Origin of the sequence: Lachnoanaerobaculum sp. Marseille-Q4761 (assembly GCF_017565785.1) — a bacterium.
In the GTDB taxonomy this organism is placed as follows: domain Bacteria; phylum Bacillota; class Clostridia; order Lachnospirales; family Lachnospiraceae; genus Lachnoanaerobaculum.
The window spans coordinates 238,051-253,954 of record NZ_JAGEKB010000001.1; the positions used below are offsets into that span (position 1 = coordinate 238,051).

At 44.3% G+C, this 15,904-nt stretch carries 16 protein-coding genes and 2 pseudogenes; 12 read left to right on the forward strand and 6 right to left on the reverse strand.

The genetic code is table 11. The features are described 5' to 3' along the window. Positions 1 to 68: 68 nt before the first annotated feature. On the reverse strand, positions 69 to 590 hold the full coding sequence (locus J4O15_RS15770) for an STAS domain-containing protein (protein ID WP_243761919.1): 522 nt from the start codon (positions 588 to 590) through the stop codon (positions 69 to 71). A gap of 630 nt (positions 591 to 1,220) precedes the next feature. Here J4O15_RS15770 and tet(32) point away from each other — a divergent pair. From tet(32) to J4O15_RS01195, 12 genes and pseudogenes are all read left to right on the forward strand, one after another. After that, a complete protein-coding gene (gene tet(32), locus J4O15_RS01140) occupies positions 1,221 to 3,140 on the forward strand; it encodes a tetracycline resistance ribosomal protection protein Tet(32) (protein ID WP_002602099.1) in 1,920 nt (639 codons plus the stop codon). A gap of 81 nt (positions 3,141 to 3,221) precedes the next feature. Then, positions 3,222 to 3,676 (forward strand): annotated as a pseudogene (locus J4O15_RS16395) (helix-turn-helix domain-containing protein). Between the two features lie 213 nt (positions 3,677 to 3,889). Then, positions 3,890 to 4,657, forward strand: coding sequence for a class I SAM-dependent methyltransferase (locus J4O15_RS01150; protein WP_002602097.1), 768 nt, complete (start codon positions 3,890 to 3,892; stop codon positions 4,655 to 4,657). Between the two features lie 204 nt (positions 4,658 to 4,861). Further along, positions 4,862 to 5,308: an RNA polymerase sigma factor gene (locus tag J4O15_RS01155; protein ID WP_002602096.1), complete on the forward strand. Its 447-nt coding sequence runs from the start codon at positions 4,862 to 4,864 to the stop codon at positions 5,306 to 5,308. Beyond that, positions 5,298 to 5,501 (forward strand): helix-turn-helix domain-containing protein, encoded by a 204-nt coding sequence (locus J4O15_RS01160; RefSeq protein ID WP_002602095.1) that lies wholly within the window; start codon positions 5,298 to 5,300, stop codon positions 5,499 to 5,501. The genes J4O15_RS01155 and J4O15_RS01160 overlap by 11 nt, the downstream gene beginning before the upstream one ends. A gap of 533 nt (positions 5,502 to 6,034) precedes the next feature. After that, on the forward strand, positions 6,035 to 6,433 hold the full coding sequence (locus tag J4O15_RS01165; RefSeq protein WP_002602094.1) for a plasmid mobilization protein: 399 nt from the start codon (positions 6,035 to 6,037) through the stop codon (positions 6,431 to 6,433). Beyond that, entirely contained in the window at positions 6,405 to 8,027 is a 1,623-nt protein-coding gene (locus J4O15_RS01170) for a relaxase/mobilization nuclease domain-containing protein (RefSeq protein WP_002602093.1), read from the forward strand. Before J4O15_RS01165 ends, J4O15_RS01170 begins: the two co-directional genes overlap by 29 nt. Before the next feature lie 186 nt (positions 8,028 to 8,213). After that, positions 8,214 to 8,405 carry a hypothetical protein gene (locus J4O15_RS01175; RefSeq protein WP_006058351.1) on the forward strand — a complete coding sequence of 64 codons (192 nt, stop codon included), beginning with the start codon at positions 8,214 to 8,216 and terminating at the stop codon, positions 8,403 to 8,405. Then, entirely contained in the window at positions 8,395 to 9,153 is a 759-nt protein-coding gene (locus J4O15_RS01180) for a phage replisome organizer N-terminal domain-containing protein (protein ID WP_002605636.1), read from the forward strand. The genes J4O15_RS01175 and J4O15_RS01180 overlap by 11 nt, the downstream gene beginning before the upstream one ends. Further along, positions 9,150 to 10,007, forward strand: coding sequence for an ATP-binding protein (locus J4O15_RS01185; RefSeq protein ID WP_002605635.1), 858 nt, complete (start codon positions 9,150 to 9,152; stop codon positions 10,005 to 10,007). Before J4O15_RS01180 ends, J4O15_RS01185 begins: the two co-directional genes overlap by 4 nt. Further along, the gene (locus tag J4O15_RS01190; protein WP_002605634.1) at positions 10,004 to 10,186 is read left to right on the forward strand and encodes a transposon-encoded TnpW family protein; all 183 of its coding nucleotides are present in this window, start codon (positions 10,004 to 10,006) and stop codon (positions 10,184 to 10,186) included. Before J4O15_RS01185 ends, J4O15_RS01190 begins: the two co-directional genes overlap by 4 nt. A 100-nt stretch (positions 10,187 to 10,286) precedes the next feature. Continuing rightward, complete coding sequence (locus J4O15_RS01195; RefSeq protein WP_002605633.1) at positions 10,287 to 11,897, forward strand: recombinase family protein; 1,611 nt, start codon at positions 10,287 to 10,289, stop codon at positions 11,895 to 11,897. A 58-nt stretch (positions 11,898 to 11,955) separates the two neighbouring features. On the opposite strand, the pseudogene J4O15_RS01200 reads toward J4O15_RS01195, so the two are convergent. The 5 genes and pseudogenes from J4O15_RS01200 to J4O15_RS01220 all read right to left on the reverse strand — a co-directional run. After that, positions 11,956 to 13,341, reverse strand: a pseudogene (locus J4O15_RS01200) (SulP family inorganic anion transporter); the annotation flags it as partial. A gap of 174 nt (positions 13,342 to 13,515) precedes the next feature. Next, a complete protein-coding gene (locus J4O15_RS01205; protein WP_009219782.1) occupies positions 13,516 to 14,265 on the reverse strand; it encodes a TraX family protein in 750 nt (249 codons plus the stop codon). A 174-nt stretch (positions 14,266 to 14,439) separates the two neighbouring features. Further along, positions 14,440 to 14,889 carry a hypothetical protein gene (locus tag J4O15_RS01210; protein ID WP_208099385.1) on the reverse strand — a complete coding sequence of 150 codons (450 nt, stop codon included), beginning with the start codon at positions 14,887 to 14,889 and terminating at the stop codon, positions 14,440 to 14,442. A gap of 159 nt (positions 14,890 to 15,048) precedes the next feature. Next, positions 15,049 to 15,672, reverse strand: a complete 624-nt coding sequence (locus J4O15_RS01215; protein ID WP_208099386.1) for a GyrI-like domain-containing protein — start codon at positions 15,670 to 15,672, stop codon at positions 15,049 to 15,051. Positions 15,673 to 15,700: 28 nt separating this feature from the next. Then, complete coding sequence (locus tag J4O15_RS01220) at positions 15,701 to 15,856, reverse strand: hypothetical protein (RefSeq protein ID WP_208099387.1); 156 nt, start codon at positions 15,854 to 15,856, stop codon at positions 15,701 to 15,703. Positions 15,857 to 15,904 lie beyond the last annotated feature (48 nt).

Below are 15,904 nucleotides of genomic sequence, written 5' to 3' on the forward strand. Positions count from 1 at the left end.
ACCTTTATACCTGTATTCAGAGCAAATATCTACCTGTTTAAAACATAATTTTTAAGTAAAATACCTCCTTAACAACTTCTGCTTATTTTTAAGCTTTCCGCTCTTTCAAGTGATTTATCTATATTGTCACAGCAATTTTCCCTGCCGATTTTTTCAATAAAACCTGCCTTTTCCATAACCTTCATAGGCTGTTCATTCACATGAGACAGTATCAGGTTTATACCTCTTTTTTTACAGAGCTTAAGTAATTCTTCTAAAGCTTCTAACCCCGAAATATCCATTGCCGGAACATTTCTCATACGCAGTACAAGTACATTCTTTCCTTCATCAAAAACTATCTTTGACAGACCGGTTGATGCCCCGAAGAAATGCTCATGTACGGTAAGGAAGCAAGCAACCGAAAACAAGAGATAGACCGCCAGCACTACACTATTCCGAACCAAAGACCAAAAGATAAGCATTGTGGGAAAATCTAAACTTTTGGATTTTCCTACAATGCCGACTACGGCGGAATCCTTCCCACTCCTTATATCTTTATTTCCGTATACATTGAATTTGTATTTAGTAAATGCTATAATGTCCCTATTCAAATTATAAATGTGTTGAATTAGTTACATGTACATATTTTTTGTGCCGCATAAATACCCTGTTGAGGTTGTCGTTCTTTGTCCAGATGTGGAAACAATAAAAGGAAGGGAACGATACAGGGAGAAAACAGGCTATTCCGGCTTTACGGTTGAAACCTTATACGATACATTTATGCAGACAACACCACGGATCGGCTTTTGGCTGGACAATTCCAACCAAACACCACAGCAGACAGCAGAAACCATTCTGAACGCCAGAAAGTCGGTATGATTGTTACATATAAGGGGAAGAAAAATTTCTTTTAGGTACTTTCTTTCCTAAAACTAATGTGATATAATAGCATCATTCCAAAAAAGGAGTAAAAAATATGCGGCAAGGTATTCTTAAATAAAACTATAATCAAATAGTGGGAACAAAGGATTATGATAGTCCCTTTTGTGGGGGCTTGGTTTTTTGTACCCAATTTAAGAATACTTTTGCCTTATCAATTTTGACATATCCGAAAAACAGCAATCACAAACAGGTGTATGCTGTATATGTGTATGTCCGCAAATTATAATCCCCAGTGGTAAAAGTATTTTACTGCTGGGGATTTTTATGCCCTTTTGGGGCTGTAAAAGGAGGACAATCACATGAAAATAATCAATATTGGAATTCTCGCCCATGTAGACGCAGGAAAAACAACATTGACGGAAAGCCTGCTGTACACCAGTGGAGCGATTGCGGAACAAGGAAACGTGGATAAAGGAACTACAAGAACAGACACTATGATTTTGGAACGGCAGCGCGGAATTACCATTCAGACAGCGGTTACTTCTTTTTGCTGGAATGATTATAAAATCAATATCGTGGACACTCCCGGTCATATGGATTTTTTAACCGAAGCATACCGCTCTTTATCTGTCCTTGACGGAGCTGTTTTAGTCATTTCGGCAAAAGACGGCGTACAGGCACAAACCCGTATATTATTCCATGCGCTTCAGAAAATGGACATTCCGACAATTATCTTTATAAATAAGATAGACCAAAATGGGATCGACCTGCGGCGTGTTTACCAAAGCATTAAAGATAAACTTACCAGTGATATGATTGTCATGCAGGAGGTTTCCCTGTCGCCAAAGATAACCATGACCGATATTTCTGATTTGGACAAATGGGATATGATTATTTCCGGAAGCGATGAACTATTAGAACGATATGTTGCAGAGGATTCTTTGGATATACAGGAATTACAATATGAAAAGTGCAAAAGAACCAGATGCTGCTCTTTGTTTCCTGTTTATCATGGGAGTGCAAAAGACAATTTAGGAACAGAAAAACTGATTGAAGCGATTACAGAAACTTTCATTACAGAAACAGACGATATTCAGTCTGAATTATGTGGATATGTTTTTAAGGTTGAGTATACAGAGCGGAAAAAACGGCTTTCTTATTTACGCCTGTATCATGGGACGCTCCATTTACGGGATACCCTGCTGCTGTCAAAAAAGGAAAAAATAAAGATTACAGAAATGTGTATTCCGTCAAATGGTGAAATCGTCCCGGTTGACCATGCCTGTCCGGGAGAAATTGTTATTTTAGCTGATGATACTTTGAAACTGAACGACATTCTGGGAAATGAAAAACTCCTGCCTCACAAAACACGGATTGATAATCCCATGCCATTACTTCGGACAACGGTAGAGCCGCAAAAGCCGGAGCAAAGGGAAGCCCTGTTAAATGCCCTCACAGAGATTGCTGATACAGACCCTCTTTTGCATTTTGACATTGATACTGTTACACATGAGATTATATTATCTTTTTTGGGAAAAGTACAGTTAGAAGTTATTTGTTCGCTATTAGAAGAAAAATATCATGTGGGCGTGGCTATGAAAGAGCCTTCGGTTATTTATCTGGAAAGACCGCAAAAAAAAGCGAGCTACACGATTCATATTGAAGTGCCGCCGAATCCGTTTTGGGCATCTATTGGTTTGACTGTAACACCGCTTCCTGTTGGAAGCGGAACACAATATAAAAGCGAGGTATCTCTCGGCTATTTAAACCAAAGTTTTCAAAATGCCGTCATGGAGGGTGTGCGTTATGGAATGGAGCAGGGCTTATATGGCTGGGGAGTGACAGACTGCCAAATTTGTTTTGATTATGGAGTTTATTACAGCCCGGTCAGCACCCCCGCTGATTTTCGTTTTCTTGCGCCTGTCGTGTTGGAGCAGGCATTGAAAAAAGCAGGAACACAACTGTTGGAACCATACCTTTCCTTTACCCTTTTTGCACCGCAGGAATATCTTTCACGGGCTTATAATGACGCACCAAAGTATTGCGCAATCATTGAATCAACCAGACTTGAAAAAGATGAAGTTATTTTTAAGGGGGAAATCCCTGCCCGTTGTATTGGTGAATATAGAAATGATTTGAATTTTTATACAAATGGAAGAAGTGTCTGCATTACAGAATTAAAAGGGTATCAGGAAACTTCCGGCGAGCCTGTGTTTCAGCCACGCCGCCCGAACAGCCGTTTAGACAAGATCCGGCATATGTTTCAGAAGATAATGTAACATCTTGCGCAATGCAAACGTTCATTGCTGGCTATTGCGAAATATCATTGATAAAATCAGCATCAGAGAGGAGGAACCATTTTGAACCAGAAACAGACGGATATTACAACAGGAAAGCAAATACGTCATCTGCGAACACAATCGGGAATGACACAGGAAGAACTGGCTGGGAAATTGAATGTTACCCGGCAGGCGCTATCGAATTGGGAGAGAGATGTTAATGAACCCGATTTAAATACGTTGAAAAAAATTTGTTTTCTTTTTGGAGTCCACATGGACGATTTTGCGAAGGAGGTAATAACAAAAATGGAAACATGTGAAAAAAAGAGAAACGACAATTTAATAAGTATGATATGGCAATTGGACTTTTTTATGGTGTCGGGATATTTCTTGGCATTGGTATTTTCTTTGTTGGCGGTTTTATGACAATGTCGGGTGCAGGGTGGGGAGCATCACTATTTGGCGGTGGCTGTTTTTCTCTTGTATTTGGCTTGATATGCCATGCAGTTATTACATTGAGAAGAAATGACAAATGATGACATATCCTGCTTTCTAGTCTTTTCGGTCATATCGCGTAAAAAAGCCGCTGCTTTTGGCTTTCCAATAGCGGCGGCAAAGGGAAATATCCTTTGAATACCTTACAGAAGAAAAGTTTTGCAGCATTATAAAAATAAAAGCCTATACCATTTTGGAAAGAAAAGATACATAATAGTCAAGACGGCAACAATCAGAAGTTATGGAGGGTAACAATGGAATATAGTAAGGAAGATTTAATGGAAGCAAAAAGGCAAATTTTGGGAGTGGGAGAGAACATGGGAACAGAGGAAAGCAAAAAGATCTGGGAGAAAAACGCACAATTTTGGGATGATGCAATGGGTGACGAATCCAATGAATTTCACAGAGAGGTAGTACGTCCCAAAGTAACGGAACTTCTCTCTCCTGATCCTTCGGATTACATTTTGGATATTGCGTGCGGCAATGGAAATTATTCTTCGTATCTTGCACAGAGAGGCGCTTCGGTCGTCGCTTTTGATTACAGCAAAAAAATGATAGAATTGGCTAAAAGACGGCGATCACAATATGCAAAACAAATTGAGTTTTGCGTAGCGGATGCGACCAATAGAGAAAGCTTATTAGGATTAAAAAGAAATCGAGCCTTTACGAAAGCAGTTTCTAATATGGCAATTATGGATATTACGGATATTGAACCGCTTTTTATGGCTGTTTATGAACTATTGGAGGAAAACGGGATTTTTGTCTTTGCAACGCAGCACCCTTGTTTTATCACATTGACTGAAAAATATATGACACCGCACAGTTACTATGATATAGCGATCGAAGGGCAGCCGGAGGAGCAGATTTATTATCATCGTTCCATACAAGATATTTTTAACCTTTGTTTCAGAGCTGGATTTGTCATTGATGGATTTTATGAAGAATGTTTCAAAAACAATAAAGAAATTCCTATGGTAATGATAGTAAGGCTTAAAAAGGTAAAACGTGATAGCTTAAAATAAATTCAAGTTTGCCGGATAAATAGCAAACCCGGCCGAGCCAGTCAACGGTCAAGATGAACGGGCTTCGCCCGCCGTTGACAGCCCCGCCCGGTTTTGCAGTTAGGCAGTCAAGGAGCGACAGCCTAAAGTGCTGCCGCCCCTTACTATCATAAAAAGCAACTACTAACCAGCCACAGCCCTTTTGGGAGGAAAGGGGGATTTTCCATGACCTGTACAGAAGAATATCGGGAACATATCGAGTACACTTTCCATGCCTTTTGCAAAGTCGTTATCCGAAATGCAACGATCAACGCAGCGAGGACACGGAGCAGGAAGCACAAAAGAGAAATATCCCTTGAATACCTCACAGACGAAAAGCACTACCCTTTAGGCACGACAGATGAATATTTCCAAGCCCCGGAGCCGGACGAGGAATACATACTTACCCTTTGCGGCGATACGGTCATTTTCAGCAGCGGTTTACTTGCGGAAGCCCTGTCACGGCTGGACGAACGGGAGCGGGAAATGATTTACCTGTCCTTTTTCAAGCGTATTCCACAGCACGAAATTGGCAGACAGTACGGGCGCAGCCGCAGCACAGCGGGCTACCATATCCGAAAAGCCCTACGGCAGCTCCAAGCGGAAATGGAGGGAATGGCATATGAGAAATAATAGGCTTCTCCCCTATGAAACAATCGTCCAAGCCGCCAGCGGGGAGCCGGAAGCGGTGGGAACTGTATTGCAGTATTACCGCCGCCGCATACAATGTGCCGCCCGTGTGAATGGACGGGTAGACCAAGATACAGAGGACTACATCACCCAGACGCTTCTCACAGCTATTTTCAAGTTCCGCTTTGGGAGATAGCCCTACCGCCTACAACTGAATAACCGCCGCTTCGCCGGCAACCAGAAAGCAGTAAATCTATTCAACAGATTTGCTGCTTTTTTTCGTTCCTGTTTGGCATTTTTGAAAATCCCCAGTATGAAAAAACAAAAGGGAAAATAGCCGCCGCAGTTGGCAAAATCCCTTACTTATCCGTAGAGGGTATCAAAGAAAAAAATACTGCCATTGTCCGCCTATTCCGGCTTGCGTGGTGTTGTAGGGAATAGAGGGGAAATTCTAAAAATCTCCGTCCATTTTGCTTTGCGTGGTGTTGTAGGTAGTGAAAGGAAAATTTTCAAGATAAGCCGGAATAGCGGGTAGCAAAGCCCTTTTGAAACGTTTTGTTAGCGGAAAGGACGGGAGCCGGGGAACGCCGGAGTTTTTCAGAGCAAGATTCTACCGAGGTGCCAAAATTCGCTCTCCGCTTATTTTTGCCCCTGCGGGAATCTTGTTGGGGAGTGCCTTCCCCAAACCCTGCTATGCGCCCTGTCGGGCGAGAAAGGAGGTCACAGACCATGCGAAAGAAATACAATACGCCCCACCGCCGTCATGTGGTAAAGACCCGCATGACCGATGAAGAATACGCCGACTTCACCGGGCGGCTGGCGGCTTATGAAATCAGCCAGTCCGAGTTTATCCGGCAAGCCATACGGAAAGCGACCATACGCCCCATTGTCACCGTTTCCCCGGTCAATGACGGGCTGCTTGCCGCCCTCTCCAAGCTCACGGCAGAGTACGGGAAAATCGGCGGCAACTTAAACCAGATTGCCCGGAGCCTGAACGAATACGGAAGCCCCTACCGGGGGCTGGAAAAGGAAGTGCGGGGAGCCGCCGCCGACCTTGCCGCCTTGAAGTTTGAAGTCTTGCAGAAAGTAGGTGAAGCCGTTGGCGATACTCAAACATATCAGCTCTAAAAATGCCAACTACGGGGACGCTGAAAAATACCTCACATTCGAGCATGACGAGTTTACCATGAAGCCCACCCTTGACGCAGACGGGCGGCTCATACCGAGGGTAGACTACCGCATATCCTCTCTGAATTGTGGCGGGGAGGATTTTGCCGTTGCCTGTATGCGCTCCAATCTCCGCTACGGCAAGAACCAGAAACGGGAGGACGTAAAGAGCCACCACTACATCATCAGCTTTGACCCACGGGACGGCCCGGACAACGGCTTGACCGTTGATCGGGCGCAGGAGCTGGGCGAGAAGTTCTGCGCCGAGCATTTCCCCGGACACCAGGCCCTTGTCTGCACCCACCCGGACGGACACAGCCACACCGAAAATATCCATGTGCATATCGTCATTAACAGTCTGCGGATTGCGGAGGTTCCCATGCTGCCCCACATGGACAGGCCAGCGGACAGGAAAGCAGGCTGCAAGCACCGCTGTACGGACGCAGCTATGAACTATCTGAAAGCCGAAGTCATGGAGATGTGCCACAGCGAGGGGCTTTACCAGATAGACCTTTTGAACGGCAGCAAAGAACGCATTACCGAGCGTGAGTATTGGGCGCAGAAGAAAGGACAGGCTGCCCTTGACAGAGCCAACGCCCCTATTGCTGCGGACGGTATCGCGCCCCGGCAGACCAAGTTTGAAACGGATAAGGCGAAGCTGCGCCGGACTATCCGGGAAGCCCTTGCCGCTGCTTCCGGCTTTGATGAGTTTGCCGCCCTGCTTCTCCGGCATGGTGTGACCGTCAAGGAGAGCCGGGGGCGGCTAAGTTACCTCACGCCGGACAGGACGAAGCCAATTACCGCCCGGAAGCTGGGGGACGATTTTGACCGGGCTGCTGTCCTCTCCGTTTTGGAGCAGAACGCCGCCAGAGCCGCCGAAAAACCCGCAGCCATAGCGGAATACCCCGGCAGTATCAAAGACCGCTTACGGACGAAAAAAGAAGCGAAAAACGCCCCGAACAATGACGCTGTACAGCGCATGGTAGACATAGCCGCCAAGCGAGCCGAGGGGAAAGGACGGGGCTATGAGAAGTGGGCGACCATGCACAACCTCAAACAGATGTCGGCTACCCTCATGCTCTACCAGCAGTATGGCTTTTCTTCCCCGGACGAGCTGGACGCTGCCATTTCCGCAGCCAACACCGCCACGCAGGAGAGCCTTGCCGGACTGAAAGGGCTGGAAGCCGCTATCCGGGAGAAAAAGGAATTGCAGCGCAACCTTTTGGGCTATATCGGCACGAAGCCCGCCCGTGACGGTCTGAAAGCGCAGAAATCGGAGAAAGCCCGGAGAGCCTACCGGGAACAGCACGAAAGCGATTTTATCATAGCGGACACAGCCGCCCGTTATTTCCGGGAGCATGGAATAACCAAGCTGCCAGCCAGCAAAGCCCTGCAAAGGGAGATTGAGCAGCTTACCGTCCAGAAGAACGCCGGATATAACGACTACCGGGAGAAACGCCAGCGGGCGCAGGAGCTTCAGACAGTCAGACGCAATATCGACCAGATTTTAAGGGGCGCACCGAGCCAGCAGAAAAAGCGTGAACAGGAGCGTTAAAGACCGCCCCGAAATGATACCGAAACCCTACAAAAATACAGGTATGATATGAACCCTTACCGCAATACTCCCCGACTTCCAAACGGGGCTTACAGGGCAGAAAAAGCCCGAAAATGATACCGAGAACATACAGAAAATGCCCCCTATCCCGCTACACCGATAGGAACGGCAGAAAGGAGCTTACCATTGCCGAGAATGAGCAAGAAGCGGCGGCTGGAATGGTCTTTCTTCCTCAACCACCGCAACCGTATCACTTACAACGACCTATGCCGGGGCTGCACCCGTGACTGCAAACAGAGCTTCCGGGCGGTTATCATACTATGCCCTCGCTATTATTCCAAACGCTGGAAAAAGGAGGACGCAGCCTATGGCAGATAACCGCAAATATTACTACCTCAAGCTGAAAGAGAGCTATTTTGACGATGATGCAATCGTTCTGCTGGAAAGTATGCAGGACGGCGTTATCTATTCCAACATTCTCTTGAAGCTGTACTTGAAATCGCTGAAAAACGGCGGGAAATTGCAGCTTGACGAGAATATCCCCTACACCGCCCAGATGATTGCGACCATTACCCGCCAGCAGGTAGGTACCGTAGAGAGAGCTTTGAAAATCTTTATGAAGCTGGGGCTTGTGGAGCCTTTGCCAAGCGGCGCACTCTACATGAGCAACATTGAGCTTTTAATCGGCCAGTCCTCTACCGAGGGGGAGCGCAAGCGCAGGGCGCGGCTGGCTTTGCAGGAACAAAAAGCCCTGCCGCAGACAGGGGCGGACAAATGTCCACCATATCGAGCGGACATTTGTCCACCAGAGATAGAGATAGAGAAAGAGATAGATATAGAAATAGAAAAAGAGAGAGAGTTAGAAACGGGACACCCCGCCCCCGCCGCCTATGGCAGATACCACAATGTCATTCTTTCCGATACGGAGCTTGACGGGCTGAAAACAGAGCTTCCCGGCAAGTGGGAGTATTACATTGACCGCCTATCCTGCCATATCGCTTCCAGCGGGAGGAAATACAAGAGCCATGCAGCCACGATTTTCAAGTGGGCGCAGGAGGACGCAGCCAAGAAAGCCCCGAAAAAGGGCATACCCGATTATACCTGTAAGGAGGGCGAGAGCTTATGACGAATGGATTTGATGAAATGATTTTGAATATGACCGACACCACGCCGGAGCCGGAGGACTACACCGGCGAGGACGGGCTTTTATACTGCGGGAAGTGCCACAAGCCCAAAGAGGGCTATTTCCCCAAAGAAACCGCCGCATGGCTGGGGCGTGACCGCCACCCGGCAGAATGTGACTGCCAGCGGGCAGAGCGTGAGGAACGGGAAGCCGCAGAGAAACAGCGCAGTCACCTTGAAACTGTCGAGCGGTTGAAGCGGCGGGGCTTTACAGACCCGGCTATGCAGGGCTGGACGTTTGAGAACGACAACGGCAAGTGCCCGCAAATGGAACACGCCCATTTCTATGTGGAGAACTGGGAAACCATGAAAGAGCGCAACATTGGCTATCTGCTATGGGGCGGCGTTGGCACAGGCAAGAGCTATTTTGCGGGCTGTATCGCAAATGCCCTTATGGAGCGTGAAATCCCCGTGTGCATGACAAACTTTGCATTGATATTGGGTGACCTTGCCGCCAGCTTTGAGGGCAGGAATGAATATATCTCCCGACTTTGCAGCTTCCCGCTGCTTATCCTTGACGATTTTGGAATGGAACGGGGAACGGAATACGGCTTAGAGCAGGTCTACAACGTGATTGACAGCCGTTACCGCAGCGGCAGGCCGCTGATCGTCACGACTAATCTCACGCTGGAGGACTTGCAGCACCCGGAGGACACCGCCCACGCCCGCATTTATGACCGTCTGATTGAAATGTGTTCTCCTGTCCGCTTTACCGGGAGCAACTTCCGAAAAGCCACGGCGCAGGAGAAAATGGGACAACTGAAAAAGCTGATGAACAGAAAGGAGAGCCGCCTATGACCAACACCCCAAAGAATGACCGCAGCACCCGCCGCCCGGATTGCGTGACGGAAATCCGCATAGGTAATTCTGTCCTTGTCGTTTCCGGCTATTTCAAGCAGGACACCACCGCCACCGCCGCCGATAAAATGCTGAAAGTGCTGGAAGCGGAAGCTGCTACACAAAAATCGGCAATTTGACGGGACGTAAAGAAGCAGAAAGGACTGTACAGCCAGCCCCGGCGTGTGGTATGATAGTCATACGGAATAGTGGGGCTGGCTGTCGGAAATGGAGGACACTATGTTAAGACAGACCACCCGAAACCTTATTACCGCCCTTTATCCGAGATTATCCCACGAGGACGAGCTGCAAGGTGAGAGCAATTCTATTTCAAACCAGAAGCGTATTCTTGAAACCTATGCGAAGCAGAACGGCTTTTCCAATCTGCAATGGTACACAGATGACGGTTATTCTGGGGCGAACTTCCAAAGACCCGGTTTTCAAGCCATGCTTGCGGACATTGAAGCCGGAAAAGTCGGCACCGTTATCGTCAAGGATATGTCACGGTTAGGGCGAAACTATCTGCAAGTGGGAATGTATACGGAAATGATTTTCCCACAGAAAGGCGTCCGCTTTATCGCTATCAATGACGGAGTGGACAGCGCACAGGGCGACAATGATTTTGCCCCTCTGCGGAACATTTTTAACGAATGGCTGGTGAGAGATACGAGCAAGAAAATCAAAGCAGTAAAACGGTCTAAGGGTATGAGCGGGAAGCCCGTCACGAGCAAACCCGTATACGGCTACTTTATGGACGAGGACGAAAATTTTATCATTGACGGGGAAGCCGCCCCTGTTGTGCGGCAGATTTACAGCTTGTGCCTTGCCGGGAACGGGCCGACCAAGATAGCCCGTATGCTCACAGAGCAGGAGATCCCCACGCCGGGAACGCTGGAATACCGTCGGACGGGAAGCACCCGCCGCTACCACCCCGGCTATGAGTGCAAGTGGGCGACCAATACCGTGGTACATATCCTTGAAAACAGGGAGTACACGGGCTGTCTGGTAAACTTCAAGACGGAGAAGCCGTCCTACAAGACCAAGCACAGCGTAGAGAACCCCATTGAGAAACAGGCGATTTTCGAGAACCACCATGAGCCTATCATTGACACCCAGATGTGGGAGCGTGTGCAGGAGTTACGCAAGCAGCGCAAACGCCCGAACCGCTATGATGAAGTGGGCTTATTCTCCGGCATACTCTTTTGTGCCGACTGCGGCAGCGTCCTTTACCAGCAGCGTTACCAGAACGCCACCCGCAAGCAGGATTGTTATATCTGCGGGAGCTACAAGAAGCGTACCCGTGACTGTACGGCGCACTTTATCCGCACCGACCTGTTGACCGCCGGAGTGACCGACAATCTGCGGAAAGTCACCAGCTATGCAGCGAAGCACGAAGCCCGGTTTATGAAGCTGCTGATCGAGCAGAACGAGGACGGGGGCAAGCGCAGGAACGCCGCAAGGAAAAAGGAGCTGGAAGCCGCCGAGAAGCGTATCAGCGAGTTATCCGCTATCTTCAAGCGGCTGTATGAGGACAGCGTGACCGGGCGCATTTCAGACGAGCGTTTCACGGAGCTGTCGGCAGACTATGAAGCCGAGCAGAAAGAACTGAAAGAGAGAGCCGCCGCTATCCGGGCAGAGCTTTCCAAAGCGCAGGAAGCCACGGTAAACGCAGAAAAGTTTATGAATGTTGTCCGCAAGTACACCAGCTTTGAAGAACTTACCCCTACCCTTTTGCGTGAGTTTGTGGAGAAAATCGTTGTGCATGAGTGCAGCTATGACGAGAACGGCACACGCAGACAGGACATTGATATTTATTACTCTTTCGTTGGCAAGGTAGACCTGCCCGAATGACCGCCCGACCTATCCGGCGCAATGCGCAAACGCCGGATAGGAACGGCAAAATTTTTTACACTTCTACTACTTCTTTATCACACATCAGCAAAAGAGCACCGAATATCTCATATACCAAAGCATTATCAGGAACCGGTTTTAGAGTTTCACTGTTTTTATCATCAATTGATTTATCTACCCACTGACGCATATTTGAGATATCCGACATACGCTTTAAAAATAAAAATGCCGCAAGTATCATACCGAATTTTATTGCCATTACAAGGTCAAATAATACTGTTAAAAACAATGTTATCAAAAGAACTGCTATATCACTTTTAGGTGCGGTCTTTATTATATTAACAACACTTCTCCAACCGCTCATATTGTAGCCTACCACAATAAGAATAGCTGCCAAGCAGCTCATGGGAATAAGTGATGCATATGGCATAAGAAAAACCAATATCAAAACCAAGGTAACGGCATGAATCATACCTGCCACCGGTGTGCGTCCACCGTTTTTTACATTGGCGGCGGTTCTTGCAATAGCACCTGTTGCAGGAATACCGCCAAATAATGCGGACATTATATTTCCTATTCCCTGACCGATAAGCTCTGCATTCGGGCTATGATGACCGCCAATCATACTGTCTGAAACCACACAGGATAAAAGTGATTCTATAGCTGCCAATATAGCTATAGTAAATGCGGGTGATATCATCTGACCAAGTAAATCCAAAGATATTTGCGGTAGTGCAAATTCAGGAAGTCCCGCTTTTATTGAATACAGATCTCCTATAGTATTGACCTGAAGATTTCCAAACTTCACAATAGCTGTAGTAACAATAATTGCCACCAATGAGCCCGGTATTTTTTTAGATATCCTCGGCCAAAATATCTGAATCAGCAGAGCAAGCATACCAATCATACATGTTTCTAAAGATAATGTATGAAAGTTTTCAACCAATGCAATCATTTTTTCTATAAACTCAGCCGGAACCGCTCCCATCTCTAATCCAAAAAAATCTTTTATTTGTCCTGCTACTATACTTACCGCAATACCGAATGTAAAACCGATCGTTATTGTTTTGGGTATAAATCTTATAAAATCACCAAGTCGCAAAACTCCCATAATAATGAGCATAATACCTGCCATAATTGTTGCAACTGTAAGTCCTGCCATTCCGAACTGCGCCACTATTCCATAGATTATTACAACAAATGCCGCCGTCGGACCTCCGATTTGAACCCTGCTTCCACCGAGAAATGAGATAAAAAATCCTGCAACTACTGCGGTATAAAGCCCCTGCTCAGGATTTACTCCGGATGCAATAGCAAGTGCTATGGATAAAGGCATAGCAATAATTGCAACTATGATTCCCGAAATCAAATCCTTCACAAACTGCTCACTATTATAATTCTTTAATGCTGTGAAAATTTTCGGCTTAATATAATTAAAATCCACATTCCCTCCTCATATATTCTGCTAAAATATTGTACAAATGCCTAAAATATAACAGAAATTATAATAGCACAGTGAAATTAAAAACTCCATATTTAAGCCGATAATACAGCAGGATTTTTACATCAAAGGTTACAGTTCAGGTAATGCATAAAAATGGTATCTGAACTGTAACCATCAAAGTATATTTCCAAGTATTGCTATTATCCAAAGATGTACCGGATAAAATATATAAAAAAACCATTTACTCCCCTTTTTTCCTTCTTCATTATTATAAAGAAATATAAAAGGAATCACCATAAAAGTCATCCAATCGGAATTTACACAGAACATATCAATTCCCTGTGAACACAATTCAAAACCCCCATAAAAGAAAAACATTAATATGCTGTATAATCCTATAAAAACGCTCTGTTTTAACTTGCTGTTATGAAAAAAATAAGCTATCAAAATAAGAGGGATAAGCTGAAGTCCGCCTTCAAGAATTATTCCGCTTCCGATTGGAAGTGGTATAATACTTATAGCAAGAGAAATAAAAGTTATAAAAATCGCCAAAATATTAAACAGTATCTTTTTCTTTCCGGCATCATCTTTTGCCATATCAAAAAGCCATATACTTGTAAAACCCAATGCCAAGGTCAAAAATATATTATCATTAATCCCGCCTTCCTTCCATATAACAAATGATAAACTATTTCCAATCTGCATAAGTACCGCAAATATCCAAAGCCTCATACAGTATCTCTTTTTGGAAGCTGTATGAAAAAAACCGTCCACCATCAACCATGCAAATAAAGGTGCTACAAATCTTGTAATCAGATGTGCTACACTGCCAATTACAGCAGAAAATCTAAAGTATGCATTATCAAGTACCATAAATACCAATGCTATATCTTTTAACTGTTTTCTGTTAAGTCCAAATTTCATATTGTTTATCTTCCTTTCTTAGTGACTTAAAAAAATAATTTTCTCTTTTCATAAGCCAATAATACAGGAAAGTTAGATTTTAAAAAATCTATAAATATAACAAAAAGTGACATTTCTGTCACTTTAAAACTTTACTATGAAATATTTATCCCATATATTATCTGTCAAACAGCTTTATTTTCTTTCAGACATATACTTCTTTATTTCATCCGGTGAAAGCTTTCTTACTTGAGTATCTTTATATTCAACATACTCTCCGTCACTAAAGACCGGTTGCATTTTTTCGCAAACTTTATCTTTATTTTTCTTAAGATAAATCTCCAATGCTTTAATATCCTCAAATATTTTATATGAAATCCTACCCGTTTTACTTTTTATCTCATATATTCCACATGGCTTTTTATTTGTAAAATCGGCAGTTCTTAAATACAGCTTTGCAATTTCCGCCAACTTAAAAGGAAATTTCCATCTTTGAAGTCCTCTTACCGGATCATGTTCAATACAAATACATCTCCCACAATTTCCACAGATATACTGTGTATGATTTTCTAAGCACTCTAAAGGCTTTAATAAAGGTGTGATTCTATTATCCACCGAATAACATTCTATACATCTCTTCTCCATTATCCACCTCATAAAAAATATTGATGTAAAAGTCAATCCGGTTCTTTTAGAGTATCCGGATTTACAATATCAATTCTATTAGTCCAAATCAGTCCAGAAAAATTCTTTGGAATATTCTTTAAACTTTCAATACTGTCAAATCCCTCTGAAATACTTGCTTCACCCGATGTTATTTATTCCTACCATATACCTAAGTATAGTCTTTTGTTTTTCTGTAACGGCTTTACTTGTTAAATATATCTCTCTATGATAGTCGGCAGTTCTTGTCAGATTTGATTCATTTGCAAGTTTGTCCATCATTTCAAATGACTCAGGCTCATTATCATAACTTCCTATATGTAAAATCTGAATAGATTTGCCGTCTTCTATCTCCTCAAAGCTTATCTCATCATATAAAATATTCGGCTTTTTCTTTTTTACATTATTAAAAGCCTCAGTAAATACATCCTTTGTAATAAAATCCGGCTGTTTAATCATCAATCTGTATTTCAGCTTATCTTTATCAAAGCCCTCTCCATCAGCCTTTTTCCAAATTCCCTCCAATGGATATACTGTAAAATCAGTGATTTCATTATCTGCTTTTGTCTTTGACATATTTTTAAAAAGCATTTTGATGGCATAAGCAAGTGAATATAATGCCGATATTCTATCTGAGAAATCCGATTCATTAGGATTTCCTTCTCCATTTATAATAATAAATTTTTGCTTTGGAACATCTACAATTACAGGCTTTTGCTTTGGAGCATATAAATCCTTCTCCTGCTTTCTCCACTCGTATTTCATTTTTATTCTCCTTGTATTTTTATTTTTATTATACATAAGAAAACCTGACATCATCTGTCATGTTATATTTTTTCGATATTTTATTTATAATCTCTTTAAGCTGCAATCTTATTTCCTTTAAGTCCAATACCTCCACACTATCTCTAAATTCCGCTCTTTTATCAAGCTTTAACTTAACACTCACTTTTAATCTTATTATAACAGAGACAATCCGGTATCTGACTTAAAAAGT

Coding starts and splice junctions, on each gene's coding strand:
- J4O15_RS01150 (WP_002602097.1), top strand. CDS start 3,890: ATGGAATATAGTAAGGAAGATTTAATGGAAGCAAAAAGGCAAATTTTG.
- J4O15_RS01155 (WP_002602096.1), top strand. CDS start 4,862: ATGACCTGTACAGAAGAATATCGGGAACATATCGAGTACACTTTCCAT.
- J4O15_RS01160 (WP_002602095.1), top strand. CDS start 5,298: ATGAGAAATAATAGGCTTCTCCCCTATGAAACAATCGTCCAAGCCGCC.
- J4O15_RS01165 (WP_002602094.1), top strand. CDS start 6,035: ATGCGAAAGAAATACAATACGCCCCACCGCCGTCATGTGGTAAAGACC.
- J4O15_RS01180 (WP_002605636.1), top strand. CDS start 8,395: ATGGCAGATAACCGCAAATATTACTACCTCAAGCTGAAAGAGAGCTAT.
- J4O15_RS01185 (WP_002605635.1), top strand. CDS start 9,150: ATGACGAATGGATTTGATGAAATGATTTTGAATATGACCGACACCACG.
- J4O15_RS01190 (WP_002605634.1), top strand. CDS start 10,004: ATGACCAACACCCCAAAGAATGACCGCAGCACCCGCCGCCCGGATTGC.
- J4O15_RS01195 (WP_002605633.1), top strand. CDS start 10,287: ATGTTAAGACAGACCACCCGAAACCTTATTACCGCCCTTTATCCGAGA.
- J4O15_RS01205 (WP_009219782.1), bottom strand. CDS start 14,265: ATGAAATTTGGACTTAACAGAAAACAGTTAAAAGATATAGCATTGGTA.
- J4O15_RS01210 (WP_208099385.1), bottom strand. CDS start 14,889: ATGGAGAAGAGATGTATAGAATGTTATTCGGTGGATAATAGAATCACA.
- J4O15_RS01215 (WP_208099386.1), bottom strand. CDS start 15,672: ATGAAATACGAGTGGAGAAAGCAGGAGAAGGATTTATATGCTCCAAAG.